16 protein-coding genes and 1 pseudogene are annotated in these 20,517 nt (G+C 61.7%); 4 read left to right on the forward strand and 13 right to left on the reverse strand.

Annotated elements, in window-relative coordinates; genetic code table 11:
- Positions 1-49 precede the first annotated feature (49 nt).
- Both zwf and ACHFFR_RS03600 read left to right on the forward strand, forming a co-directional pair.
- Positions 50-1,582, forward strand: coding sequence for a glucose-6-phosphate dehydrogenase (zwf, locus tag ACHFFR_RS03595; protein WP_394262908.1), 1,533 nt, complete (start codon positions 50-52; stop codon positions 1,580-1,582).
- 8 nt (positions 1,583-1,590) lie between these two features.
- Positions 1,591-2,517: a glucose-6-phosphate dehydrogenase assembly protein OpcA gene (locus ACHFFR_RS03600; RefSeq protein WP_394262909.1), complete on the forward strand. Its 927-nt coding sequence runs from the start codon at positions 1,591-1,593 to the stop codon at positions 2,515-2,517.
- A 106-nt stretch (positions 2,518-2,623) separates the two neighbouring features.
- Here ACHFFR_RS03600 and secG read toward each other — a convergent pair whose 3' ends face one another.
- From secG to uvrA, 9 genes are all read right to left on the reverse strand, one after another.
- Positions 2,624-2,869 (reverse strand): preprotein translocase subunit SecG, encoded by a 246-nt coding sequence (secG, locus tag ACHFFR_RS03605; protein ID WP_394262910.1) that lies wholly within the window; start codon positions 2,867-2,869, stop codon positions 2,624-2,626.
- Positions 2,870-2,982: 113 nt separating this feature from the next.
- On the reverse strand, positions 2,983-3,759 hold the full coding sequence (gene tpiA, locus ACHFFR_RS03610; protein ID WP_394262911.1) for a triose-phosphate isomerase: 777 nt from the start codon (positions 3,757-3,759) through the stop codon (positions 2,983-2,985).
- Positions 3,759-4,952, reverse strand: a complete 1,194-nt coding sequence (locus tag ACHFFR_RS03615; protein ID WP_394262912.1) for a phosphoglycerate kinase — start codon at positions 4,950-4,952, stop codon at positions 3,759-3,761. Before ACHFFR_RS03615 ends, tpiA begins: the two co-directional genes overlap by 1 nt.
- 94 nt (positions 4,953-5,046) lie before the next feature.
- Positions 5,047-6,051, reverse strand: coding sequence for a type I glyceraldehyde-3-phosphate dehydrogenase (gene gap, locus ACHFFR_RS03620; RefSeq protein ID WP_394262913.1), 1,005 nt, complete (start codon positions 6,049-6,051; stop codon positions 5,047-5,049).
- Positions 6,052-6,261: 210 nt separating this feature from the next.
- Positions 6,262-7,242: a DNA-binding protein WhiA gene (gene whiA / locus ACHFFR_RS03625; protein ID WP_394262914.1), complete on the reverse strand. Its 981-nt coding sequence runs from the start codon at positions 7,240-7,242 to the stop codon at positions 6,262-6,264.
- A gap of 47 nt (positions 7,243-7,289) precedes the next feature.
- Entirely contained in the window at positions 7,290-8,261 is a 972-nt protein-coding gene (gene yvcK, locus ACHFFR_RS03630) for a uridine diphosphate-N-acetylglucosamine-binding protein YvcK (RefSeq protein WP_394262915.1), read from the reverse strand.
- Positions 8,261-9,217 (reverse strand): RNase adapter RapZ, encoded by a 957-nt coding sequence (gene rapZ / locus ACHFFR_RS03635; RefSeq protein WP_394262916.1) that lies wholly within the window; start codon positions 9,215-9,217, stop codon positions 8,261-8,263. Before rapZ ends, yvcK begins: the two co-directional genes overlap by 1 nt.
- Before the next feature lie 4 nt (positions 9,218-9,221).
- Positions 9,222-11,210 carry an excinuclease ABC subunit UvrC gene (gene uvrC, locus ACHFFR_RS03640; protein WP_394262917.1) on the reverse strand — a complete coding sequence of 663 codons (1,989 nt, stop codon included), beginning with the start codon at positions 11,208-11,210 and terminating at the stop codon, positions 9,222-9,224.
- Complete coding sequence (gene uvrA, locus ACHFFR_RS03645; protein ID WP_394262918.1) at positions 11,211-14,078, reverse strand: excinuclease ABC subunit UvrA; 2,868 nt, start codon at positions 14,076-14,078, stop codon at positions 11,211-11,213.
- A 134-nt stretch (positions 14,079-14,212) separates the two neighbouring features.
- Between uvrA and ACHFFR_RS03650 the strand changes: the two genes are divergently transcribed.
- On the forward strand, positions 14,213-14,488 hold the full coding sequence (locus ACHFFR_RS03650) for a YciI family protein (protein WP_394262919.1): 276 nt from the start codon (positions 14,213-14,215) through the stop codon (positions 14,486-14,488).
- Complete coding sequence (locus ACHFFR_RS03655) at positions 14,489-15,478, forward strand: bile acid:sodium symporter family protein (RefSeq protein ID WP_394262920.1); 990 nt, start codon at positions 14,489-14,491, stop codon at positions 15,476-15,478. It abuts the gene before it with no gap.
- A gap of 246 nt (positions 15,479-15,724) precedes the next feature.
- On the opposite strand, the pseudogene ACHFFR_RS03660 reads toward ACHFFR_RS03655, so the two are convergent.
- The 4 genes and pseudogenes from ACHFFR_RS03660 to ACHFFR_RS03675 all read right to left on the reverse strand — a co-directional run.
- Positions 15,725-16,684, reverse strand: a pseudogene (locus ACHFFR_RS03660) (TerC/Alx family metal homeostasis membrane protein); the annotation flags it as partial.
- A gap of 238 nt (positions 16,685-16,922) precedes the next feature.
- Positions 16,923-18,971: an excinuclease ABC subunit UvrB gene (gene uvrB / locus ACHFFR_RS03665; protein WP_394262921.1), complete on the reverse strand. Its 2,049-nt coding sequence runs from the start codon at positions 18,969-18,971 to the stop codon at positions 16,923-16,925.
- 58 nt (positions 18,972-19,029) lie between these two features.
- Positions 19,030-19,878, reverse strand: coding sequence for a dephospho-CoA kinase (coaE, locus tag ACHFFR_RS03670; RefSeq protein ID WP_394262922.1), 849 nt, complete (start codon positions 19,876-19,878; stop codon positions 19,030-19,032).
- Positions 19,878-20,420, reverse strand: coding sequence for a hypothetical protein (locus tag ACHFFR_RS03675; protein ID WP_394262923.1), 543 nt, complete (start codon positions 20,418-20,420; stop codon positions 19,878-19,880). Before ACHFFR_RS03675 ends, coaE begins: the two co-directional genes overlap by 1 nt.
- Positions 20,421-20,517 lie beyond the last annotated feature (97 nt).

Here is a 20,517-nt window from a genome sequence, read left to right on the forward strand (position 1 = left end):
CGGCAACGGGCCGCCCTGCTTTTTACTCCAATCACCAAGGTGGAAACGTATGGACACCAACGAGTGGATCAATCCGCTTATCTCGGACGCGGACACGCGCATGCAGCGCGTGGCAGGTCCGAACGGACTCGTGCTGTTTGGCATCACGGGCGACTTGTCGAAGACGAAAATCCTGCCGGCGATATACGACCTCGCACACCGAGGCCTGCTGCCGGCATCGTTCACCCTCATCGGGGTCGCGCGCCCGAAGAAGGGCATCGAGGACCTCGTCGTGTGGGTGGAAGACGCGATCCGCGAGGGAGCCAAGACGGGCATCGATGAGACGACCCTGCGCCAGCTCATGGCCGGCTTCCGCGTAGTCCAAGGTGATTACGACTCCCCCGAGACCTTCCAGCGGCTCAACGACGAATTGACGCGCGCCGAACAAGAACGCGGGACGGGCGGAAATTACGCCTTCTACCTCGCCATCCCGCCTGGTCTGTACCCGCAGGTGCTCACGGAACTAAAAAGCGCCGGTCTCGACAATCAGGATTCGGGCTGGCGCCGCGTCGTGATCGAAAAGCCGTTCGGACATGACCTTGAATCGGCACGCGAGCTCGACGACGTCGTCACGAACGTCTTTGAACCCGAATCGATCTTCCGCATCGACCACTATCTGGGTAAGGAAACCGTCCAGAACATCCTCGCCCTGCGCTTTGCCAACGAGCTGTTCGAGCCGATCTGGAACAACGCACACGTGGATCACGTCCAGATCACCATGGCTGAAGACATTGGCATCGGCTCGCGCGCCGGGTATTACGACGGCGTTGGCGCGGCGCGCGACGTTCTGCAAAATCACCTGCTTCAGTTGCTCGCGCTGACCGCGATGGAAGAGCCGACATCCTTCGACGCGGAGGCGCTTCGCATCGAGAAGGAGAAGGTCCTCAAGGCCACTCACCTTTTCGGAACGCCGGCGGATTCATCGGTGTTCGCCCAGTACACGGAAGGCTGGCAAGGCGGAACCTTCGTCACGTCTTACAAGGACGAGGACGGCGTTGCCCCCGGTTCGCGCACGGACACGTACGCCGCGTTGCGGCTCGGTATCGACACTCGCCGCTGGGCGGGCGTGCCGTTCTACCTGCGCGCTGGCAAGCGCTTGGGGCGGCGCGTGACGGAGGTTGCTCTCGAGTTCAGGCGACCGCCGTTCCTGCCGTTCACGGACGAACAGACGGCTGCGATGGGCGCGAACACCCTCGTCATCCGAATCCAGCCAGATGAGGGCGTGACCTTCCGGTTCGGCTCGAAGGTGCCGGGAGCACAAATGCTTCTGCGCGATGTGACGATGGATTTCGGTTACGGCCACGCGTTCACCGAATACGCGCCAGAGGCCTACGAGCGACTCATCCTCGATGTGCTGCTCGGCGATCCCCCGCTCTTCCCTCAGCAGGAGGAACTCGAACTGTCCTGGAAGCTCATCGATCAGGTCACTGATTACTGGGAGTACGCCGCCCGACCCATCGAAACCTACGAATCCGGCTCGTGGGGTCCGCATGCAAGCGATGAGATGCTTGCTCAGGACGGCCGAGCCTGGCGCCGGCCTTAGGAGATCTCATGACAATACTGACGAATACAACATCTGCTCTGGCCGCCCGCGAACTCGAACGCATGCGCGGTGAAGGCGGCTCAAGCGCACTGGGTAAAGTCCTCAACCTCATCGCCGTCGTCAAGGACGATGATGGGGTCCGCGCGGTGTCCGAAGCCGCCGTCGACGTCGCGCAGGCACACCCGTTGCGCATCATCATCCTCTTGCCCGATACTCCCTCCGACGAGAACGACGGCGCACCGCGCCTGGATGCCGAACTCGTTCATCGCGAGCAGGTGGGCGTGGCGGAGGTCGTCATCTTGCGGCCATACAACGGCGCCGGCGAGAACAAGGTCTCCCTAGTCCTGCCGCTCTTGCTGCCCGATGCTCGCGTGTTCACATGGTGGGTGCAGGAAGCGCCGACGAATCCGGCGCAGACGGGTCTGGGTAAAGTCTCCTCGCGCCGGATCACGAACGCGAACGCCACCCGTAACCCGGTGGCTAGTCTGACCGCGCTCGCCCAGAACAGGGCGTCTGGCGATACGGATCTGACGTGGGCAGGCATCACCATCTGGCGCTCGCAGCTCGCTGCGCTTCTTAACGAGTCGCCGCACGAAGAGGTGACGGCCGCCGAGGTGTACGGCAACACGAACCGCGGAGGCGCGAACCTGCTCGCCGGATGGCTTGCCCTGCGCCTTAACGTGCCCGTCCATCTCGAGCATTGCGACAGCGCGGGGATCGATTCCGTGGTGATGCAGCGTGAATCGGGCCCGCTCTCGATCTCTCGCCCGCGCGATGGGGACGTCGCGATCTTGGCCCGCCCCGGCCGATCCGATCTTCAGGTCGCGATGCCGATGCGCACGCTTCAGGCTCAGCTCATTGAGGAGCTGCGCACCGTGAACGACGATCTGGAGTTCGCTGACGTCATCCAGAAGGGGCTCCCCCTCGTGAACTGAGGCTGGGAACCAGAATAAAAAGAGAAGGCGCGCCCGTCCGGGTGCGCCTTCTTGTTATGCGTCGGAGCAGTGCCAAACTTAGGCCTCGAGGGCCTGATTTACGGCTCTAGGAGGACACCTTCGTGATGAGGCCGATGAAAACCACCGACAGCGTCCACACGAGCGCCACGCCCACCGTGATGCGGTTGAGGTTGCGCTCAGCAACGCCCGAGGAGCGCATCGAGGTGGAGATCCCGCCGCCAAAGACGTCAGAGATACCGCCGCCGCGGCCCTTGTGGAGCAGGATCGAGCCAACGAGAAGGAGGCTTGAGATCACGAGCAGGATGACGCTGATAATGAGAAGCGGGTCCACGTTGAGTCACTGTCCATTCAAAAAGCCGGAAAACTATACCTGCCAAGTGTATAGCACGTGAGGGGGACGGATCGAAACCCGGTCCCCCTCACGAATGTGAAGCCTATCTCGGACTACGCCTGGAAGGTCACAATCTTTGCGAACTCATCCGCGTCGAGCGATGCGCCTCCAACGAGTGCGCCGTCGACGTCCGGCTGAGCCATGATGTCCTTGACGTTCGAGGACTTGACGGAGCCGCCGTACTGGATGCGCACGGCTTCGGCCGTCGCGTCGTCGTAGAGTTCGGCAACCTTGCCGCGGATCGCGCCACAGACTTCCTGGGCGTCCTCCGGGGTCGCGACCTCGCCCGTGCCAATAGCCCAGATGGGCTCGTAGGCGATGACGGACTTGGCGACCTCGTCGGCCGTCAGACCGGCAAGCATCTCGTCGATTTGGCCGAGCACGAAGTCAACCTGCTGACCTTCCTTGCGGACCTCGAGCGCCTCGCCGCAGCACATGATCGGTGTCATGCCGGCGTCGAGAACCTTCTTGGCCTTCTTGCCCACGAGTTCGTTCGACTCGTTGTGGTACTCACGGCGCTCGGAGTGACCGACGACGACGTACGAGCAGCCAAGCTTCGAGAGCATGTCGGTCGAGACCTCGCCCGTGTATGCACCCGAGTCATGGATCGAGACGTCCTGTGCGCCGTAGCCGAGGTCGAACTCTTCGGCGTCGACGAGGGTCTGCACCGAGCGGATGTCGGTGAACGGCACGATCACGGCCGCCTCCGTCGTCGCGTAATCGTGCTTGAGATCCTTGAGCGTCAGGGCGAGCTTTTGAACCAGGGAGATGGCCTCGAGGTGATCGAGGTTCATCTTCCAGTTACCAGCCATCAGTGGTGTGCGTGTCATTAGTCCTCCAGAACTGCAATACCGGGGAGTTCCTTGCCCTCGAGGTACTCGAGGGAGGCGCCGCCACCGGTGGAAATGTGGTCAAACTTGTCTTCGTCGAAACCGAGGGTGCGCACTGCCGCGGCGGAGTCGCCGCCGCCGACGATGGTGTAGCCCTTAGCGTTCTGCATGGCCTCGGCAATGGCTGCCGTGCCCTGCGCGAATGCCGGGAACTCGAAGACGCCCATCGGGCCGTTCCATACGACGGTCTTCGAATCGGCGATCGCTTCGGCGTAGCGTGCCCGGGTGTCGGGGCCAATATCGAGGCCCATCTCTTCCTCGGGCATAAGGCCGGTGTCGTAAATCGACGCGGGTGCGTCAGCATCGAAGCGCGGAGCGGTCACGTTGTCGGAGGGAAGAAGAATCTCGACGCCGTTATCCTTCGCCTTCTTTAGGTACTCCCCTGCCTTCTCCACGAAGTCCTCTTCGAGGAGCGAGGTGCCGACCTCGTTGCCCTGTGCCTTCATGAAGGTGTAGGCCATGCCGCCACCAATGAGGAGACGGTCTGCCTTCTCCAGCAGGTTCTCGATGACGCCGAGCTTGTCGGACACCTTCGAACCGCCAAGAACTACGGTGTAGGGACGATCCGGATCATTCGTGGCCTTCGACAGCGAGGCGATCTCCTTGAAGACGAGCTCGCCGGCGGCCGACGGAAGTTCCTTGGCGATGTCGTAAACCGAGGCCTGCTTGCGGTGAACAACACCGAAGCCGTCGGACACGAACGCGTCAGCAAGAGCTGCGTATTCCTTGGCAAGTTCCTCCCGCTCGGCATCGTCCTTTGAATCCTCGCGCGGATCGAAGCGAACGTTCTCGAGGAGAACGACGTCGCCGGCCTCCATCTGCGAGGTGAGAGCCTTTGCGGATTCACCGACGGTGTCCTCTGCCAGCTTGACGTCCTTGCCAAGCAGCTCGCCCAGGCGCTCAGCAACGGGTGCGAGCGAAAACTCTGGCTTGACCTCGCCCTTGGGGCGGCCAAGATGTGCGGACACGATTACCTTCGCACCGGCGTCGGCTAGGCGGGTCAGGGTTGGGAGCGCGGCCCGGATGCGGCCGTCGTCAGTAATATTCTTGTCATCATCGAGCGGAACGTTGAAGTCCGATCGAACAAAGACCTTCTTGCCGGCGAGATCACCTAGCGAATCAATGGTCCTCATGTTTTATCTCCTAGTGTTGTCAGCGTGCAGGTCGCTCTGTGAAAGTGCCCGCACATGATCATCTCATGTGCGGGCACTTGGCTCACGTTATGTCTTAGAGCTTCTCACCAACGAGGACGGCGAGATCAACGAGGCGGTTCGAGTAGCCCCACTCGTTGTCGTACCAGGACACGACCTTGACCTGGTTGCCGATCACGCGGGTCAGCTGCGAATCGAAGATCGAGGAAGCCGGGTGGCTCTCGATGTCCTTCGACACGATCGGATCCTCGGTGTACTCGAGGATGCCCTTGAGGTCGCCCTCAGCAGCCTTCTTGATTGCGGCGTTGACCTCTTCGACGGTGACCTCGCGGTCAGCCTCGAAGGTCAGGTCGGTCACCGAGCCGGTCGGAACCGGAACGCGCATGGCGAAGCCGTCGAACTTGCCCTTGAGCTCAGGGATGACCAGAGCGACAGCCTTAGCTGCACCGGTGCTCGTCGGGATGATCGACAGAGCAGCCGCACGCGCACGGCGCAGATCCTTGTGCGGGCCGTCCATGAGGTTCTGATCAGCCGTGTAGGCGTGGATCGTGGTCATGAGACCCTTGACGATTCCGAACTCATCGTTCAGGACCTTGGCCATCGGAGCGAGGCAGTTGGTCGTGCACGATGCGTTGGAGATGATGTGGTGGTTCTCGGGGTCGTAGTCGCCATCGTTGACACCCATCACAACGGTGATGTCTTCGTTCTTACCCGGTGCCGAGATGATGACCTTCTTGGCGCCTGCATCGATGTGTGCCTTAGCAGCCTCTGCATCGGTGAAGCGGCCGGTGGACTCGATGACGATGTCAACACCGAGGTCGCCCCACGGAAGGTTTGCAGGATCGCGCTCTTCGAAGGCCTTCAGCGTCTTGTCGCCGACCTTGATCGAATCCTCGCTGAACGTGACTTCCTCGTCGAGCTTGCCGAGAATCGAGTCGTACTTCAGCAGGTGTGCGAGCGTCTTGTTGTCCGTCAGATCGTTGACTGCAACGATGTCGACGTCTGCACCCTGTGCAAGAACTGCACGAGCGAAGTTACGGCCGATGCGGCCAAATCCATTGATTCCAACCTTAATGGTCACTCTTATCCTCCTTGTGTGGAGATTCCACACGTTGCTAATGGATGAACGGGAAATTCCCGTAACGATCCCGGGCTCGCGTCTCGCGGGGCCGCTTTCGTTTCAGTAAGGATTCTACCCTGATCGCAGTCCAATCAATAGGGACTAAAGGGGAATGAAGCGAACCTTTCACGCATGGCTGACAAGACCGCGCGCGAATGCCTGACGATTTCTTTACGATGAGCGCCGAACCTCGCCGACGGCCTCCATCGTGTCTGGAATCGAGAGCTCCTGGGCTCGCTTATCTGCCATCGTGTTCAGCCTGCGAAGGCGGCCGGCCACCGCATCCTTGGTGGCCGGCGGGTCGAGGCGATCGCCGAGCATGTTCAGCGAATCCTCGGGGTACTTGATGCGGTACTCCCCTACTTCGCGCAAGTTGGCCGGCACGTCGTCGCCAAGAATCTCGAAGGCTCGCTTGACGCGGATGACGGCGACGACGGCCGCGTCGGCCGAGCGGCGCATGTTGGCGTCGTCGAAGTTCGCCAGCCGGTTGGCCTGGCCGTGCACTTCCCTCTCGGTGCGCAGTTCTTCCCACCTGATCACGGCGTCATTCGATCCCATGCGCGTGAGCATGTCCGAGATCGCGTCGCCCTCGCGGATATCCACGCGGAAGGCTCCCCTGGCCTCGCGCGCACGGTATGGAATATCCATGCGGCGTGCAAGGCCACCGATGCCGTACGCGGCTTCAAGCGATGGGCACGTAATCTCCAGTGCCGCGTTGCGGCCCGGCTCCAACAGCGTGCCGCGGACGAGGAACGCACCGCGCCACGCCGCTGCCGCATCAGCCTTTGTTCCGCCAACAATCTGCGGAGGCAGACCGCGAACCGGCCGGCCATGCGGGTCAAGAAGTCCAAGGCGTCGCGCGATACGCTCGCCGTTGTGGGCGATGCGCACGACGTAGGTGTTGCCGGTGCGGCCCGCGTTCTTGACCACGAGCAGGTCGGCGTCGAAGCTAAAGAGCTTCTTGATGAGATCGCACAGGTGGCGCGCAGCGCCCGGATGGTCGAGTTCTGCCTGAAGGGTGACGATCCCGCCATTAATGTGCAGGCCGCCGGCAAACCGGAACATCACCGACACTTCAGCGGTCATCGACGACGCAACTCGCGGAAAAACCGCCGACAATTCATCTTTGACCGTCGTCGTCAAGGCAGACATCGTTCCTCCAAAAAACACAAGGTTCAATCAAGCTGAGTCAGTCTACGTTATCGGTGAGAACCGTCAGTAGTACCCGAGTCGTTGTTAAGAAGCTCTCGCAGTGCCGATGCAAGGAAAAGTGGATCGTGGCGATCCGGATGATGCCGATCGGCCAGCGGGCGGGCGACGACGTCCGCGCCAGTATCTGCGGCAACGGCGCGAAGGTCGTCCCACTCGATGTCCGTGTTTTCGTCGATGAGGACGGCGTCGAGAGTCAGGCTCGGCGCGTGTTCTTGAAAAGATCGCACGTGGTCCGACGCCGTGAGCGAGCGCGTTTCGTCGTCCGGGACAAGATTGATGATCAGGGCTCGCCGAGCCGCCGTCGAGATAAGCGCCTCGTAGAGGTCGGGCACCAGCAGGTGCGGAATGACGGAGGTGAACCAGGAGCCGGGCCCGAAGATCACCCAGTCGGCGTCAAGGATGGCGTCGATCGCCTCTTGGACGGCGGGCGGATGTTCGGGCACGATACGAACCCGCTTGATCTCGGCTTTGCACGTTGCAACCGCAACCTGGCCGCTAATCGTGCGATCGCCGTCGCTATCGGTAATATCCGCCTCGATCCGCAGCGGTGTGGCCGCCATCGGGAGCACGGCCCCCTTGATGTCGAGGAGCCGGCCGACGAGCTCGAGGCCGCGAACCGGGTCATCGAGCAGATCCCACACGCCGGTGATGAGCAGGTTTCCCAGCGAATGGCCGTTGAGCGGACCGTCGGAATCGAACCTGTATTGCAGGACGTCTCTCCACGTCAGTCCCCACTCGCCGTCGTCGCACAGCGCGGACAGTGCCATGCGCAAATCACCCGGGGGTAAAATATCGAACTCTTCGCGTAGCCGGCCGGAGCTGCCACCGTCGTCGGCGACCGTCACGATCGCCTCAATGTTCGGGGTGAGCAGCCGAAGTGCGCTCAACGTGGCGTACAGGCCGTGTCCGCCGCCGAGGGCGACGACCTTGGCGTCTCGAAAGTTCGACCGTGCAGCCATTATTCGCGCCCCAAATCTCGGTGCAGGGTGCGAACGCTGTGGCCGCGTGAGCGCATGATCTCGCTGAGCTTCTCGCTCATGGCCACGGAGCGATGCTTACCGCCGGTGCAGCCGATCGCGATGGTCACGTAGGGCTTGAGCTCGTGCTGATAGCCCTCGAAAATGGGCTCGAGCAGATCCGCGTAGCCCTGAATGAACTCCTCCGCGCCATCGATGTTCAGCACGAAGTTCGACACCGGCTCATCCCTGCCCGTCAGGTGCCGCAGTTCCGAGACCCAATACGGATTAGGCAGGAAGCGCACGTCGGCCACGTGGTCCGCATCCATTGGCAAGCCGTACTTGAAGCCGAAGGACATGACCGTCACGTGCGGGTTGTCCGTGCCCGCTTCCTGCAGACCGGAGCGGATCTTGCGGGAGAGGTCATGGACGGTGAGATCGGAGGTGTCGATAAAGATGTCCGCGCGGTTGCGCAGCTCGGTCAGGACGGTGCGCTCGCGCTCGATGCCGTCAAGCAGGCGACCATCGCCCTGCAGCGGGTGCGGCCTGCGAACCGATTCGAACCGGCGCACGAGCACGTCGTTTCGGGCGTCGAGGAACATGATCCGGTAGTCGAGCTTGCGCTCTTGCAGCTCGTCGAGCACGCCCACAAGTTCTTGGAAGTATCCGCGCGAGCGAACGTCCACGACCGCCGCCAGGCGGCGCACGGCCTTCTCCCCCGCGGGGCTCATCATGCCCGCCAGTGCGCTGAGCAACCGCGGCGGCAGGTTGTCGACGACGTACCAGCCGAGATCCTCCAGCGTCGCGCCGGCCCGTGAGCGGCCCGCTCCGGACATGCCCGTAATGATGAGAATCTCAGGAATCTCAGCGGCTGGAAGTGACGTCTCCCTGTCGAGATCGGGAACGATCCGCGGGATCTTGCCGGTGTCGTTGACGTCGCTGTGAGGAATCTTCTCCATGGCACTATGGTGCCAGTTTTTCCTCTGACTTTCTTGAGAAGTGATCATGAATGGTCGTGGCCATGGCCGGTCCGATACCGGGAACGTCCTGCAAATCCGCCACAGTTGCCGCCTTGATCCGAGCCACCGATTTGAAATGTTTGAGCAAGGCGGTCTGCTTCGCCGGACCGAGGCCCGCGATCTCATCGAGCGCCGATCTGGTCATCGCCTTCGAGCGCTTCTTACGATGGAAGGTGATTGCAAATCGGTGCGACTCATCGCGCAGGTGCTGAAGAAGCCGCAACGCAGGCGACGAGCGCGAGAGAATGATCGGGAACTGCTCGCCGGGCAACCAGATTTCTTCGAGACGCTTCGCCAGGCCGATCACCATCACGTCCGCGCCCAGCTCGTCAATGACTTTCTGAGCCGCGTTGACCTGCGGAAGACCGCCGTCGACGACGATGAGGTCCGGCCGGTAGGCAAAGCGCGGCCTAGAGCCAGGTTCGACTGGCCCGGATTCGTGATCCTCCGAGGCATCCGCAACGCTCTCGGTTTCCTCGAGCCGCTTGAGCCGTCGTCGTAACACCTCGTCCATGGCGGCCGTATCGTCGCGCGCGCCCTCGCCGTCGGGGCCGCGCACGATGAAATGCCGGTAGTCGGACTTCTTAGCAAGGCCGTCCTCGAACACGACCATCGAGCCGACCTGATTGGTCCCTTGCGTGTGCGAGATGTCGTAGCCCTCGATGCGCAGGGGCGCCCGCTCGAGCCCGAGCCCCTCACGCAGCTCCTCGAGCGCCTGCGAGCGTTCGGTGATGTCACCGGCGCGTGCCAGCTTATGGCGGCGCAAGGCCTGCTCGGCATTCGTGTGAACGGTCTCCATGAGCGTGGCCTTGGGACCGCGCTTAGGCTGGCGGATCGTCACCTTTCCGCCTCTGAGCTCGGTCAGCCACGTCGAGAGCGTGGCCTTGTCGGTGGGAATCTCCGGCACCCAGATCTCCCGCGGCATTGAGGTTGCTGCCGTGTGGTCGACGTCGTCGACTGACCTGGCCCGCTGCTTTGTGCGCTGCCCGGGGGTCTGTGAGAAGTGGCCATAGACCTGAAGGAGGAGTTGGTTCACAAGCCCGGCCGCGTCCTCGTCCTCGATCGTCGTAACCCAGCCGCGCTGACCGCGTATCCGGCCACCGCGGATGAAGAACACCTGGACAGACGCCTCGAGCTCGTCGAACACGAGGCCAAACACGTCGGCGTCCACATCCGAGTCAAAGACCACCGTGTTTCGTTCGGCGACGGTCTCGAGCGCGAGGACGTCGTCGCGAAGCTTGGCCGCGCGCTCGTAGTCCTGCTCGGCGGCCGCCTGCGCCATCTCGCGCTTCTTCTCGCGGATGAGCTCCTCTCCCGATCCGTCGAGGAAGCGAACCATTCTCTTGGCGATATCGCGATGCTCGTCCTCGGATACGCGCCCGACGCACGGAGCGGAGCACTTATCGATATAGCCGAGCAAACACGGCCGCCCGGCGCGCTCGGCGTTGCGGAACACGCCCGCCGTACACGATCGAATCGGGAAGACGCGCAGGAGCTGGTCAAGCGACTCGCGCACGGCCCACACCTTCGTATACGGGCCGTAGTAGCGATTGCCCCGGCGGTGAGCGTTGCGCGTGACGGTGACCCGCGGGTATTTCTCGCTCATCGTGATCGCGAGGTACGGATAGGACTTGTCGTCCCGGTACATGACGTTAAAGCGCGGCGCGAACTCCTTGATCCACGCGTATTCGAGAGTGAGCGCCTCGATTTCACTGCCGACGACGACCCATTCGACTCGCGCTGCCGTGAACACCATTTGGCGCGTGCGCGCGTGCAGGAGCGCCGGGTCTTGGAAATAGTTGAGCAACCGGTTGCGAAGTGATTTCGCTTTGCCCACGTAGATGACCCGGTCGTCCTCATCGATGAATCGGTAGACGCCCGGGTCCGTGGGAATATCGCCCGTTCGTGGGCGATAGCTCTCCGGATGTGCCATCTACTTGAGAGTACCTGCCTTCTCCAAGATCGGCTTCAGGTAGCGGCCAGTGTGCGACTCCTCCACGAGCGCCACGTGCTCCGGCGTTCCTTCGGCCACGAGCGTTCCGCCCGCGTTGCCACCTTCAGGCCCGAGGTCAATGACCCAATCGGCGCTCTTGATGACGTCGAGGTTGTGCTCGATGACGATGACGGTATTGCCCTTGTCGGTGAGCTCCTGAAGCACGCCCAGCAGCTTGCGCACATCCTCGAAGTGAAGGCCGGTGGTCGGCTCGTCGAGCATGTAGACCGTCTTGCCGCTGGAGCGCTTGTGAAGCTCGGAGGCGAGCTTGACGCGCTGAGCCTCGCCGCCCGACAGCGTGGTGGCCGGTTGGCCGAGCCGGATGTAGCCAAGGCCCACCGACTCGAGCACTTCGAGGTACTTCGTGATGCGCGTGACGGAGGCGAAAAACTCCTTCGCCTGCGAAATCGTCATGTCGAGCACTTCGGCCACATTCTTGCCCTTGTATCGCACCTCGAGCGTTTCACGGTTGTAGCGCGTGCCGTGACAGACTTCGCACGGCACATACACGTCCGGAAGGAAGTTCATCTCAATTTTGATCGTGCCGTCGCCCGAACAGGATTCGCACCGCCCGCCCTTGACGTTGAACGAGAATCGGCCTGGGCCGTACCCGCGAATCTTCGCCTCCTCCGTTTCGGAGAAGATCCGACGGATCGGGTCCCACATCCCCGTGTACGTGGCAGGATTCGAGCGCGGTGTGCGTCCGATCGGCGACTGATCCACGTGCACGACCTTGTCGAGTTGGTCAAGGCCCTTGACCGCCGTGTGCTTGCCGGGCAGCGACTGCGCACGGTTGAGCTTGTTGGCGAGCACTTTGTAGAGGATCTCGTTGACGATCGATGACTTACCCGAGCCCGAGACGCCAGTGACCGCGGTGAACACACCGATCGGGAACTTCACGTCAATGTTGCGCAGATTGTTCTCCCTGGCACCTGTCACCTCGATCTGCTTCGTCTTATAGACGCGACGCCGGGTGGCCGGCACGCCGATCTCCTTGTGGCCCGAGAGGTAGGCGCCCGTCAGAGAATCCTCGCTCTCGAGCAGGCCAGCTGGCTCGCCCGAATAGACGATGTTGCCACCGAATTCTCCGGCTCGCGGGCCAATATCGACCACCCAGTCCGACTGCCGGATCGTCTCCTCATCGTGTTCGACGACGATGAGCGTGTTGCCAAGATCGCGCAGATGAAGAAGCGCGCTGAGCAGGCGTTCGTTATCGCGCTGATGAAGACCGATGGAGGGCTCATCAAGGACGTACAGGACGCCGACGAGGCCCGCGCCGATCTGCGTGGCCAATCGGATTCGCTGCGCTTCGCCGCCCGAGAGTGAGCCGGCCGAGCGCGACATCGTCAGGTAATTGAGACCGACCGTCACAAGGAAGGACAGGCGTTCGAGGATCTCCTTGAGGACGGCGTCGGCAATCTTCTTCTCGCGCTTGCCGAGCTCGAGGGACTTCAAGTAATCCAGTGCTTCGCCGATCGAGAGCTCCGTGAGTTCGTGAATGTTCAGTTCGCCCACGCGCACGGCGAGCACCTCGGGCTTCAGGCGCGCTCCCCCACAGGTCTTGCAGGTTACGTCACGCATGAACCCTTTGTAGCGCTCGCGCGACCAGTCCGACGACGTCTCGTCGTACTTGCGCTTGACGAAGTGGAGAACTCCCTCGAATCCCGTGGAGTAGATCTTCTCGCGCCCCCAGCGGTTGCGGTAGCGCATCTTGACCTTGAAATCTTTGCCGTTGAGGATCGCGTCTTTCGCGTCATCTGGCAGGTTCTTCCACTTGGTCGCCGTCGAAAAGCCGAGCTCGTCGCCGAGGCCCTCCAGCTGGCGCATGTGGTAATCGCGCGCGCTTTGCGAGGCCGTCACAGACCACGGCACGAGCGCGCCCGCGTCGATCGACAGATCTTCATCTGGCACGACCAGATCCGGCGAGACCTGGACCTTGTAGCCAATGCCGTCGCAATCCTCGCACGAGCCGTACGGTGCGTTAAAGGAAAACGTGCGCGGCTCGATCTCCTCGATCTCGAGCACGTGGCCGTTGGGGCACGATCGGAATTCGGAGAACTTGCGCTCGCGTTGCGGATCGTCGGTATCGAGATCGACGAACTCGATGATCAGGCGACCGTCGGCTAGGCGCAGCGCCGTCTCCACCGAATCGTTGAGGCGGGATCGCATGCCCTCGCGGATAGCGAGACGGTCCACGACCACCTCGATGTCATGCTTCTTCGTCTTGGCAAGTTTCGGCGGGCTATCCAAGCGAATGAGCTCGCCATCCACGCGCGCACGCGAGTAGCCGTCCGCCGTGAGCGTGCGGAAAATCTCTTCGTGTTCCCCCTTGCGCCCGCGGATGACCGGAGCGAGGACTTGGAAGCGAGTGCCGTCGTCGTACTCCAGCAGCGCATTAACGATTTGTTCGGCGCTCTGCGCCTGAATCTTCTCCCCGCACACAGGGCAGTACTGCGTGCCTGCGCGCGCATAGAGCAAACGCAGGTAATCGTAGACCTCGGTGATCGTGCCGACCGTCGATCGCGGATTGCGGTTCGTGGACTTCTGATCGATCGATACCGCAGGTGACAGGCCCTCGATGAAATCCACGTCCGGCTTGTCCATCTGCCCTAAGAATTGGCGCGCGTAGGCCGAGAGCGACTCAACGTAGCGGCGCTGACCCTCTGCGAAAATCGTATCGAAGGCGAGCGAGGATTTTCCGGATCCGGAAAGCCCCGTGAAGGCAACCATCTTGCCACGCGGAATCTCAAGCGTGACATTTTGAAGGTTATGTTCGCGGGCTCCTTGAATATGAATATGTTCGTGCACGCGTCCAATTCTAGGCGCTGGCACCGACACTTTCGAACGGTTGTTTGATGATTTTGCCACAGGCGATTCTTTGCGAGTGAGCCTCACCGTGCGCCCGTGACCACGACCGCGCACCTGTGACTTAGGATGGGCTCATGGCAATCTACGCGATCCGATACAACTACTCACCCGACACCGACCTCATTGCGCGCACGCGCCCAGTTCACCGCGAGTACCTGCGCAGCCTGTTCGACCAGGGCGCACTGCTCGCCTCCGGACCACTCGGCTCCGATGGTGCGCTGCTCATCGTTCGCGCGGACGATGCAACCGAGGCTCTCAGCCTCGTCGACGCCGATCCCTTCAACGAGGTGGGCGTGATCGTGGAGCGCGAGGCACTCGAATGGACTCAGGTCTACGGCCCGTGGGCATAGGTGAAGGATCTGCTACGGCGCTTTAAGCCGGACTTCCTGCTCACCGGCATCGTCACCGCCCTGATTTTGGGGCTCGTCGTTCCCGTTCCCGACGACGTCGCCGCCGTCTTCTCGACCATCGCCGACATAGGCGTGGGCATGGTCTTCCTCGTCTATGGCATGCGCCTGCGCACGAGCGAAGTGATCGAAGGCCTGAAGAACATCAAGCTTCAAACGGCCGTGCTCGCCGCCACCTACGTGATCTTTCCGCTGCTCGGCCTCGCGTTCTACTGGCTGACGGGATCGATCATCGGAACGGCGTTTGCCACCGGCCTGCTCTACCTGAGCCTGCTCCCCTCGACCGTCCAGTCCTCGGTGACATTTGTATCGATCGCCCGCGGTGACGTGGCCAGTGCGGTGTGCGCCGCGACCATCTCGAACATCCTAGGCATGTTCCTCACGCCAGTCCTCGTCCTCGTATTCATGAACATGGACGACGCCTCGACGGGCGGCATCCAATCCGTTCTGCTCAAGTTGCTCCTGCCGTTCGTGATCGGTCAGTTCCTTCAGCCGTTCGTGGGCGATTGGATGCGCGGACACCGAAACCTCACAAAAATCACCGACAATTCGGCGATCATCCTCGTGGTGTTCTCCGCCGTCGTTAAGGCGACGAACGACGGCGCATGGACCTCCGTTACCCTCGGCGGATTCATCGTCCTGTGCATCGTCCTATCGGCGCTACTGGCCATCATTTTGACCTTCACCTGGTACGGCGGCAGGATCCTCGGCTTCCCTCGCGACGAAAAGATCGTCCTGCTCATGTGTGGCTCGAAGAAGTCACTCGCCACGGGATTGCCCATGGCAAAGGCTCTCTTCGATCCCGCGATCGTCGGCGCCGTGGCCGTTCCAGTGATTATCTTCCACCAGATTCAGCTCATGGTTGCCGCGGTTCTCGCGCGCCGCCTCGGACGAGAGGACGCTCCCGAGCCGCTACCGGATCAGGCCGGCTAACTACTTCCAGGCGCTACCTGGCCGGTCTTCGTCGGGATCGCTCATGAAGGTATCCGTGCGGTGCTCGCGCCCCTCACCTAGGTCCTTGTTGCGATCGTCGTCGGAAGCGCTCGGGCTTGCGTCAAGGGACCGGCTCTCCCCGTGCAACGGACTCTCGCCAATCGACGGGGTCGTTCGCGCGTGCGGCCCGATGTCCGCCGCGATGTCGGCAGGCGAATGAATCGTCGGCCATTTCTTTGCGCCCCACAGTGAGACGATCACAGTCACCGTAATCGCTCCGAGGATAACCGCCGCCGACTGAAGCGGGGTCGGCTCGGGGATGAACGTGAGCAAGTCGTAGCCGTGGAACGCATGAACGAGCAGCTTGAACGCAATGAATCCGAGGATGAAGGCCAAGCCGAAGTGGAGATAGATCAGCCGATCCAGCAGACCGTCCACAAGGAAGTACAGCTGACGCAACCCGAGCAGCGAGAAGGCGTTGGCGGCGAACACGATGAACGGTTCGCGGGTGAGGCCGTAGATGGCCGGGATGGAGTCAAGTGCGAACATGATGTCGATCGATCCGATGGAGATCACGCACAGCATGAGGGGCGTAATCCACGTCTTGCCACCGCGGCGCACGACCATACGCTGGCCGACGTATCCGTCCGTCACGTTGAACAAACGCGAAGCCTGCTTCGTCAACACGTTCGGCTTGTAGTCATCCGACGGATCCGCCGCGTTCGGATCGCGCCGATCTCTCTCTTGCTCAATGCCGTCGCGAATCTGGTCGATGGCCGTGTACAGCATCCACGCGCCGAAGAGGAAGAACACCCAGGCAAAGCGCTCGATGACCGCCGCGGCCACCATGATGAACGCGAAGCGCAAGACGAGTGCGATGACGATGCCCCACATGACCACCTTTTGCTGGTAGATCCGGGGCACCTTGAAGGCTGCGATGATGATGATAAAGACGAAGATGTTATCGAGCGATAGGGATTTCTCCGTCAGATAGCCGACGAAGTACTCGGTGGCGAACTGCGGACTGTGCCGGAAGTACATGAGGACGCCGAAGAGCAATGCGATCGCGATGTAGAAGGTCGACCAAATCGCCGCCTCTTTTAGCGTCGGATCGTGGGGCTTGCGCACGTGTCCGAGTAGATCCCAAGCGATGAGCACAATGATTACGCCAAATAGCGCGAACCACTCCCACGTGTGCACGACCATGGCTTCTGCTGAGTTTTGCGCGGTCACAAGCGTTGTGTGAAATAGCCCAGATGACATGGGGCTCCTTCCGGTACGTCAAATAGTGGTACCGGAGGTCTCTTCCCGCCTGTGAAGGCCTCGACCCGGGCAAATGCCGTACTGACGAGTCGATGTTGGGTGGGAATACTCCCCTCCGCCAGAGTCGATCCTAGCCCAAATGCGCCGCGCCGTAACCAGTGAGCTCGTGTGATTCGAGACATCACCCGGCGTCGATCTGGCGCAGCTCCCTCTTGACGTCCTCAATCTCATCGCGCAATCGCGCGGCGAGCTCGAACTGAAGTTGTTCGGCGGCGGCGTGCATTTGCTCGGTGAGGTCTTCGAGGAGCTGGCGAATCTCGCGCCCATCTTGGGGCAGGCGTTCGGAGATCGAACTCTCCCTGCGGTATCCCCCGTCCAGGAGCATCTCCGTATCAATGTCCTCGCGCGCGAGCATGTCGGTCACATCCGAGATTTTCTTGCGCAGCGGGGTCGGATCGATGCCGTTCGCCTTGTTGTAGGCCAGTTGCTTGTCACGACGACGATTGGTCTCGTCAATCGCTTCTTTCATGTTCGCCGTGATCTGGTCGGCATACATGTGGACTTGGCCGGAGACGTTTCGTGCCGCACGGCCGATCGTCTGAATGAGCGAGGTCGTCGAGCGCAGGAAGCCCTGCTTATCGGCGTCGAGAATGGCCACGAGCGAGACTTCTGGAAGGTCAAGACCCTCGCGCAGCAGGTTGATGCCCACGAGCACGTCGAACTTCCCGAGGCGAAGCTCGCGCAGGAGCTCGACGCGGCGCAGCGTGTCGACGTCGGAGTGCAGGTACTCCACGCGGACGCCGCGCTCTGCCAGGTAGTCCGTGAGATCTTCTGCCATCTTCTTCGTCAGCGTCGTCACGAGCACGCGCTCGTCGCGCTCAGTGCGGATCCGGACTTCCTCGAGCAGGTCGTCGATCTGGCCCTTTGTGGGTTTGACGATTACCTCGGGGTCCACGAGCCCGGTGGGGCGAATGATCTGCTCAACCACGCCGTCGGATTGCTCGAGCTCGTACTTGCCCGGCGTCGCCGAGAGATAGACAGTCTGCCCGATGCGCTCGAGGAACTCATCCCACTTGAGCGGGCGGTTATCCATCGCGGATGGCAGGCGGAAGCCGTGTTCAACGAGCGTTCGCTTCCGGGACATGTCGCCTTCGAACATGGCACCGATCTGCGGAACTGTCACGTGCGACTCGTCGATGACGAGCACGAAATCCTCCGGGAAGTAATCGAGAAGGGTGTGCGGCGGGGTGCCCGGGCCGCGCCCGTCAATGTGGCGCGAATAGTTCTCGATACCCGAGCATGTTCCGAGGTTGCGGATCATTTCGAGATCGAAGGTCGTGCGCATTTCGAGGCGCTGAGCCTCCAGAAGTTTGCCCTGTTCGCGGAACTCCTCGAGGCGCACGTCAAGCTCTTCTTTGATTGAGGCCATGGCGCGTTCCATTCGTTCGGGACCCGCCACGTAGTGCGAGGCGGGAAAGATGTGAGCGTGCGTCGCATCGCGCAGAACGTTCCCGGTGAGCGGGTGCAGGAGCGAGATCGCATCGATCTCGTCGCCAAAGAATTCGATACGCACCGCGAGCTCTTCGTACACGGGGATAATCTCAACCGTATCGCCACGCACGCGGAACGTGCCGCGCGTGAACGCCATGTCGTTGCGGGTGTACTGCATGGAGACGAACTGCTTAAGAAGCGCGTCTCGATCAAGCTGTTGGCCGACCTCCAGTTGCACCATTCGATCCACGTACTCTTGCGGAGTACCGAGACCGTAGATGCACGAAACGGACGCGACCACCACGACGTCGCGCCGCGTGAGCAACGAATTCGTGGCGGAGTGGCGCAGGCGCTCAACCTCGTCATTGATGGACGAGTCCTTTTCGATGTAGGTATCCGACTGCGGAACGTAGGCCTCGGGCTGGTAGTAGTCGTAGTAGGAGACGAAGTATTCAACCGCGTTATTGGGCAACAACTCCCGAAACTCTGCGGCCATCTGCGCAGCCAGAGTCTTGTTCGGCTCCATGATGAGAGTTGGGCGCTGGATCTGTTCGACGAGCCAAGCCGTGGTTGCCGACTTACCTGTACCGGTGGCGCCGAGCAGAACGATATCGCTCTCGCCGTTATTGATCCGCTCCACAAGCTCCTTGATGGCCTGCGGCTGATCACCCGAGGGCGTGTACTCGGAAATGACCTCAAACGGAGCCTCAGCGCGGACGATATCACTGACTGGTTGCATGAGTTTTACAGTAGTGCCTCGCGCTGACAATCCCGTAGTTAGTTTGCCAACAGGGAACCTAGGCGAGCCTCGCGCTCATGTCGAGGGCGGGGTTCGCGAGTCGCCATTGCCCATCAGCTTCCACCCATCCCGCGCGCGCCAGCATATCCGCAGGTCCGTCGAGAATGAGCGTGCCGTCGTCGTCGGAGACATCAAAGCCGAGCGCCTCGAGCCGTTGGATCTGCAGGTCTGGCGTATCGCGGTAGACCACGGCGCCGCTCTCTGGGAGGTGTGCCTCGGAGAACTCTCCACCGGACAGCCGCTCGTTGAACGGGACGATCCACGCCTGCCAGATCACCTCGAGATCTTCGCGGAGGTCGGATTCGGCGCCCTCGTTAATGATCACGACGTCCGCAATTGCCGTGCGGTCCACGTCAGTGGGTTGGGAATTGATGCGCCCGCGGGCGTCCTCGTCCGACATCCCGCGGGTCTCCTTCAAACGCGCGATTCGGATATGTTCGTCCGTATTGACGGTGACATTTGCTGTCATGGCGAACTGGCCAGGCTGACCGACGAGCAGCGGCACGTCATACACAACGACGGCGTTCGGATCGCGCTCGCGGATTTCTGTCAGCTGACGCTTCACCTCGTCCGCGACAGCTGGGTGCGTGATTGAGTTCAGCATTGCTCGCTCGGGGGTGTGTGCGAAGACGATCTTCGCCAAGGCCGGGCGATCCAGTCGGCCGTCGTCGCCAATAACGTCCTCTCCCCAACGGTCTGCAATCTTTTCGTAGGCGGGTGTTCCGGGCTCGACGACGTCGCGTGCCACCTGGTCAGCGTCGATGACGTGAGCGCCATATTCCTTCCAGATCGATGCAACGAGAGACTTTCCAGAACCAATTCCTCCGGTCAGGGCAAGTGTCAGCATCAGTTGTCCTTCTCTACGGCGTCCAAAATGTGTTCGACGAGCCTCACGCCGTCGTCAATAGAAAGGTAGTCGATCGGAGGCACGTGGAGGAAGCCGGCCCGGCCCGATGTCTGTATGGCGGTGTACATAACCGTGTTGCAGACGTATAGGCCGGCGCTGAGCGACTCGTCGAGGGCGATCCCCTGGGCGCGGACATGATCGACGACGTCTTTGAATGGCAGCGTAGTTTCGACGGCGAGCGGCCCGGATTCGTCAATCTCCTCCCCTGCGGCGAGGTGGCCGGCGTTGTCCGCGTACTGGGAGTCCTGACGGTTCATGGCGAACCGCTCGAGCGTGGGGACCGTGCGGTCGGAGGCAAGGCCGCAGGCCAGGTGGACGTCGTAGAAACCCAGATCGCGCACCTGCTCGCGCGCTGCCTCGAACTCGACGGGGAGAATGCGCACGTCGACGTCGCTGCGCTCGGCAACTCGCCGGACGATATGTTCGCTCGGATTGTCCGTGTTTGAGCCGAAGGGGCCAAAAGCGGTTAGCAGAACTCTCATGAGCTCAGCATACGGTGAATCCGCCGGCTGCGAGTGCGCGAGCTGTGCCGAAGCTGGAATGACCACGCGGGCAACAAAAAGGGGCCGCGAAAAGGGG

The sequence above is a fragment of the Trueperella sp. genome (assembly GCF_043424875.1).
GTDB lineage: Bacteria > Actinomycetota > Actinomycetes > Actinomycetales > Actinomycetaceae > Trueperella.

What these genes read in the sequence shown, in the direction of transcription:
- ACHFFR_RS03675 (WP_394262923.1), bottom strand. Translation starts at nt 20,420, where the DNA reads ATGAGAGTTCTGCTAACCGCTTTTGGCCCCTTCGGCTCAAACACGGAC.
- ACHFFR_RS03615 (WP_394262912.1), bottom strand. Translation starts at nt 4,952, where the DNA reads ATGAGGACCATTGATTCGCTAGGTGATCTCGCCGGCAAGAAGGTCTTT.
- uvrB (WP_394262921.1), bottom strand. Translation starts at nt 18,971, where the DNA reads ATGCAACCAGTCAGTGATATCGTCCGCGCTGAGGCTCCGTTTGAGGTC.
- ACHFFR_RS03600 (WP_394262909.1), top strand. Translation starts at nt 1,591, where the DNA reads ATGACAATACTGACGAATACAACATCTGCTCTGGCCGCCCGCGAACTC.
- coaE (WP_394262922.1), bottom strand. Translation starts at nt 19,878, where the DNA reads ATGCTGACACTTGCCCTGACCGGAGGAATTGGTTCTGGAAAGTCTCTC.
- rapZ (WP_394262916.1), bottom strand. Translation starts at nt 9,217, where the DNA reads ATGGAGAAGATTCCTCACAGCGACGTCAACGACACCGGCAAGATCCCG.
- uvrC (WP_394262917.1), bottom strand. Translation starts at nt 11,210, where the DNA reads ATGGCACATCCGGAGAGCTATCGCCCACGAACGGGCGATATTCCCACG.
- whiA (WP_394262914.1), bottom strand. Translation starts at nt 7,242, where the DNA reads ATGTCTGCCTTGACGACGACGGTCAAAGATGAATTGTCGGCGGTTTTT.
- tpiA (WP_394262911.1), bottom strand. Translation starts at nt 3,759, where the DNA reads ATGACACGCACACCACTGATGGCTGGTAACTGGAAGATGAACCTCGAT.
- ACHFFR_RS03650 (WP_394262919.1), top strand. Translation starts at nt 14,213, where the DNA reads ATGGCAATCTACGCGATCCGATACAACTACTCACCCGACACCGACCTC.
- zwf (WP_394262908.1), top strand. Translation starts at nt 50, where the DNA reads ATGGACACCAACGAGTGGATCAATCCGCTTATCTCGGACGCGGACACG.
- yvcK (WP_394262915.1), bottom strand. Translation starts at nt 8,261, where the DNA reads ATGGCTGCACGGTCGAACTTTCGAGACGCCAAGGTCGTCGCCCTCGGC.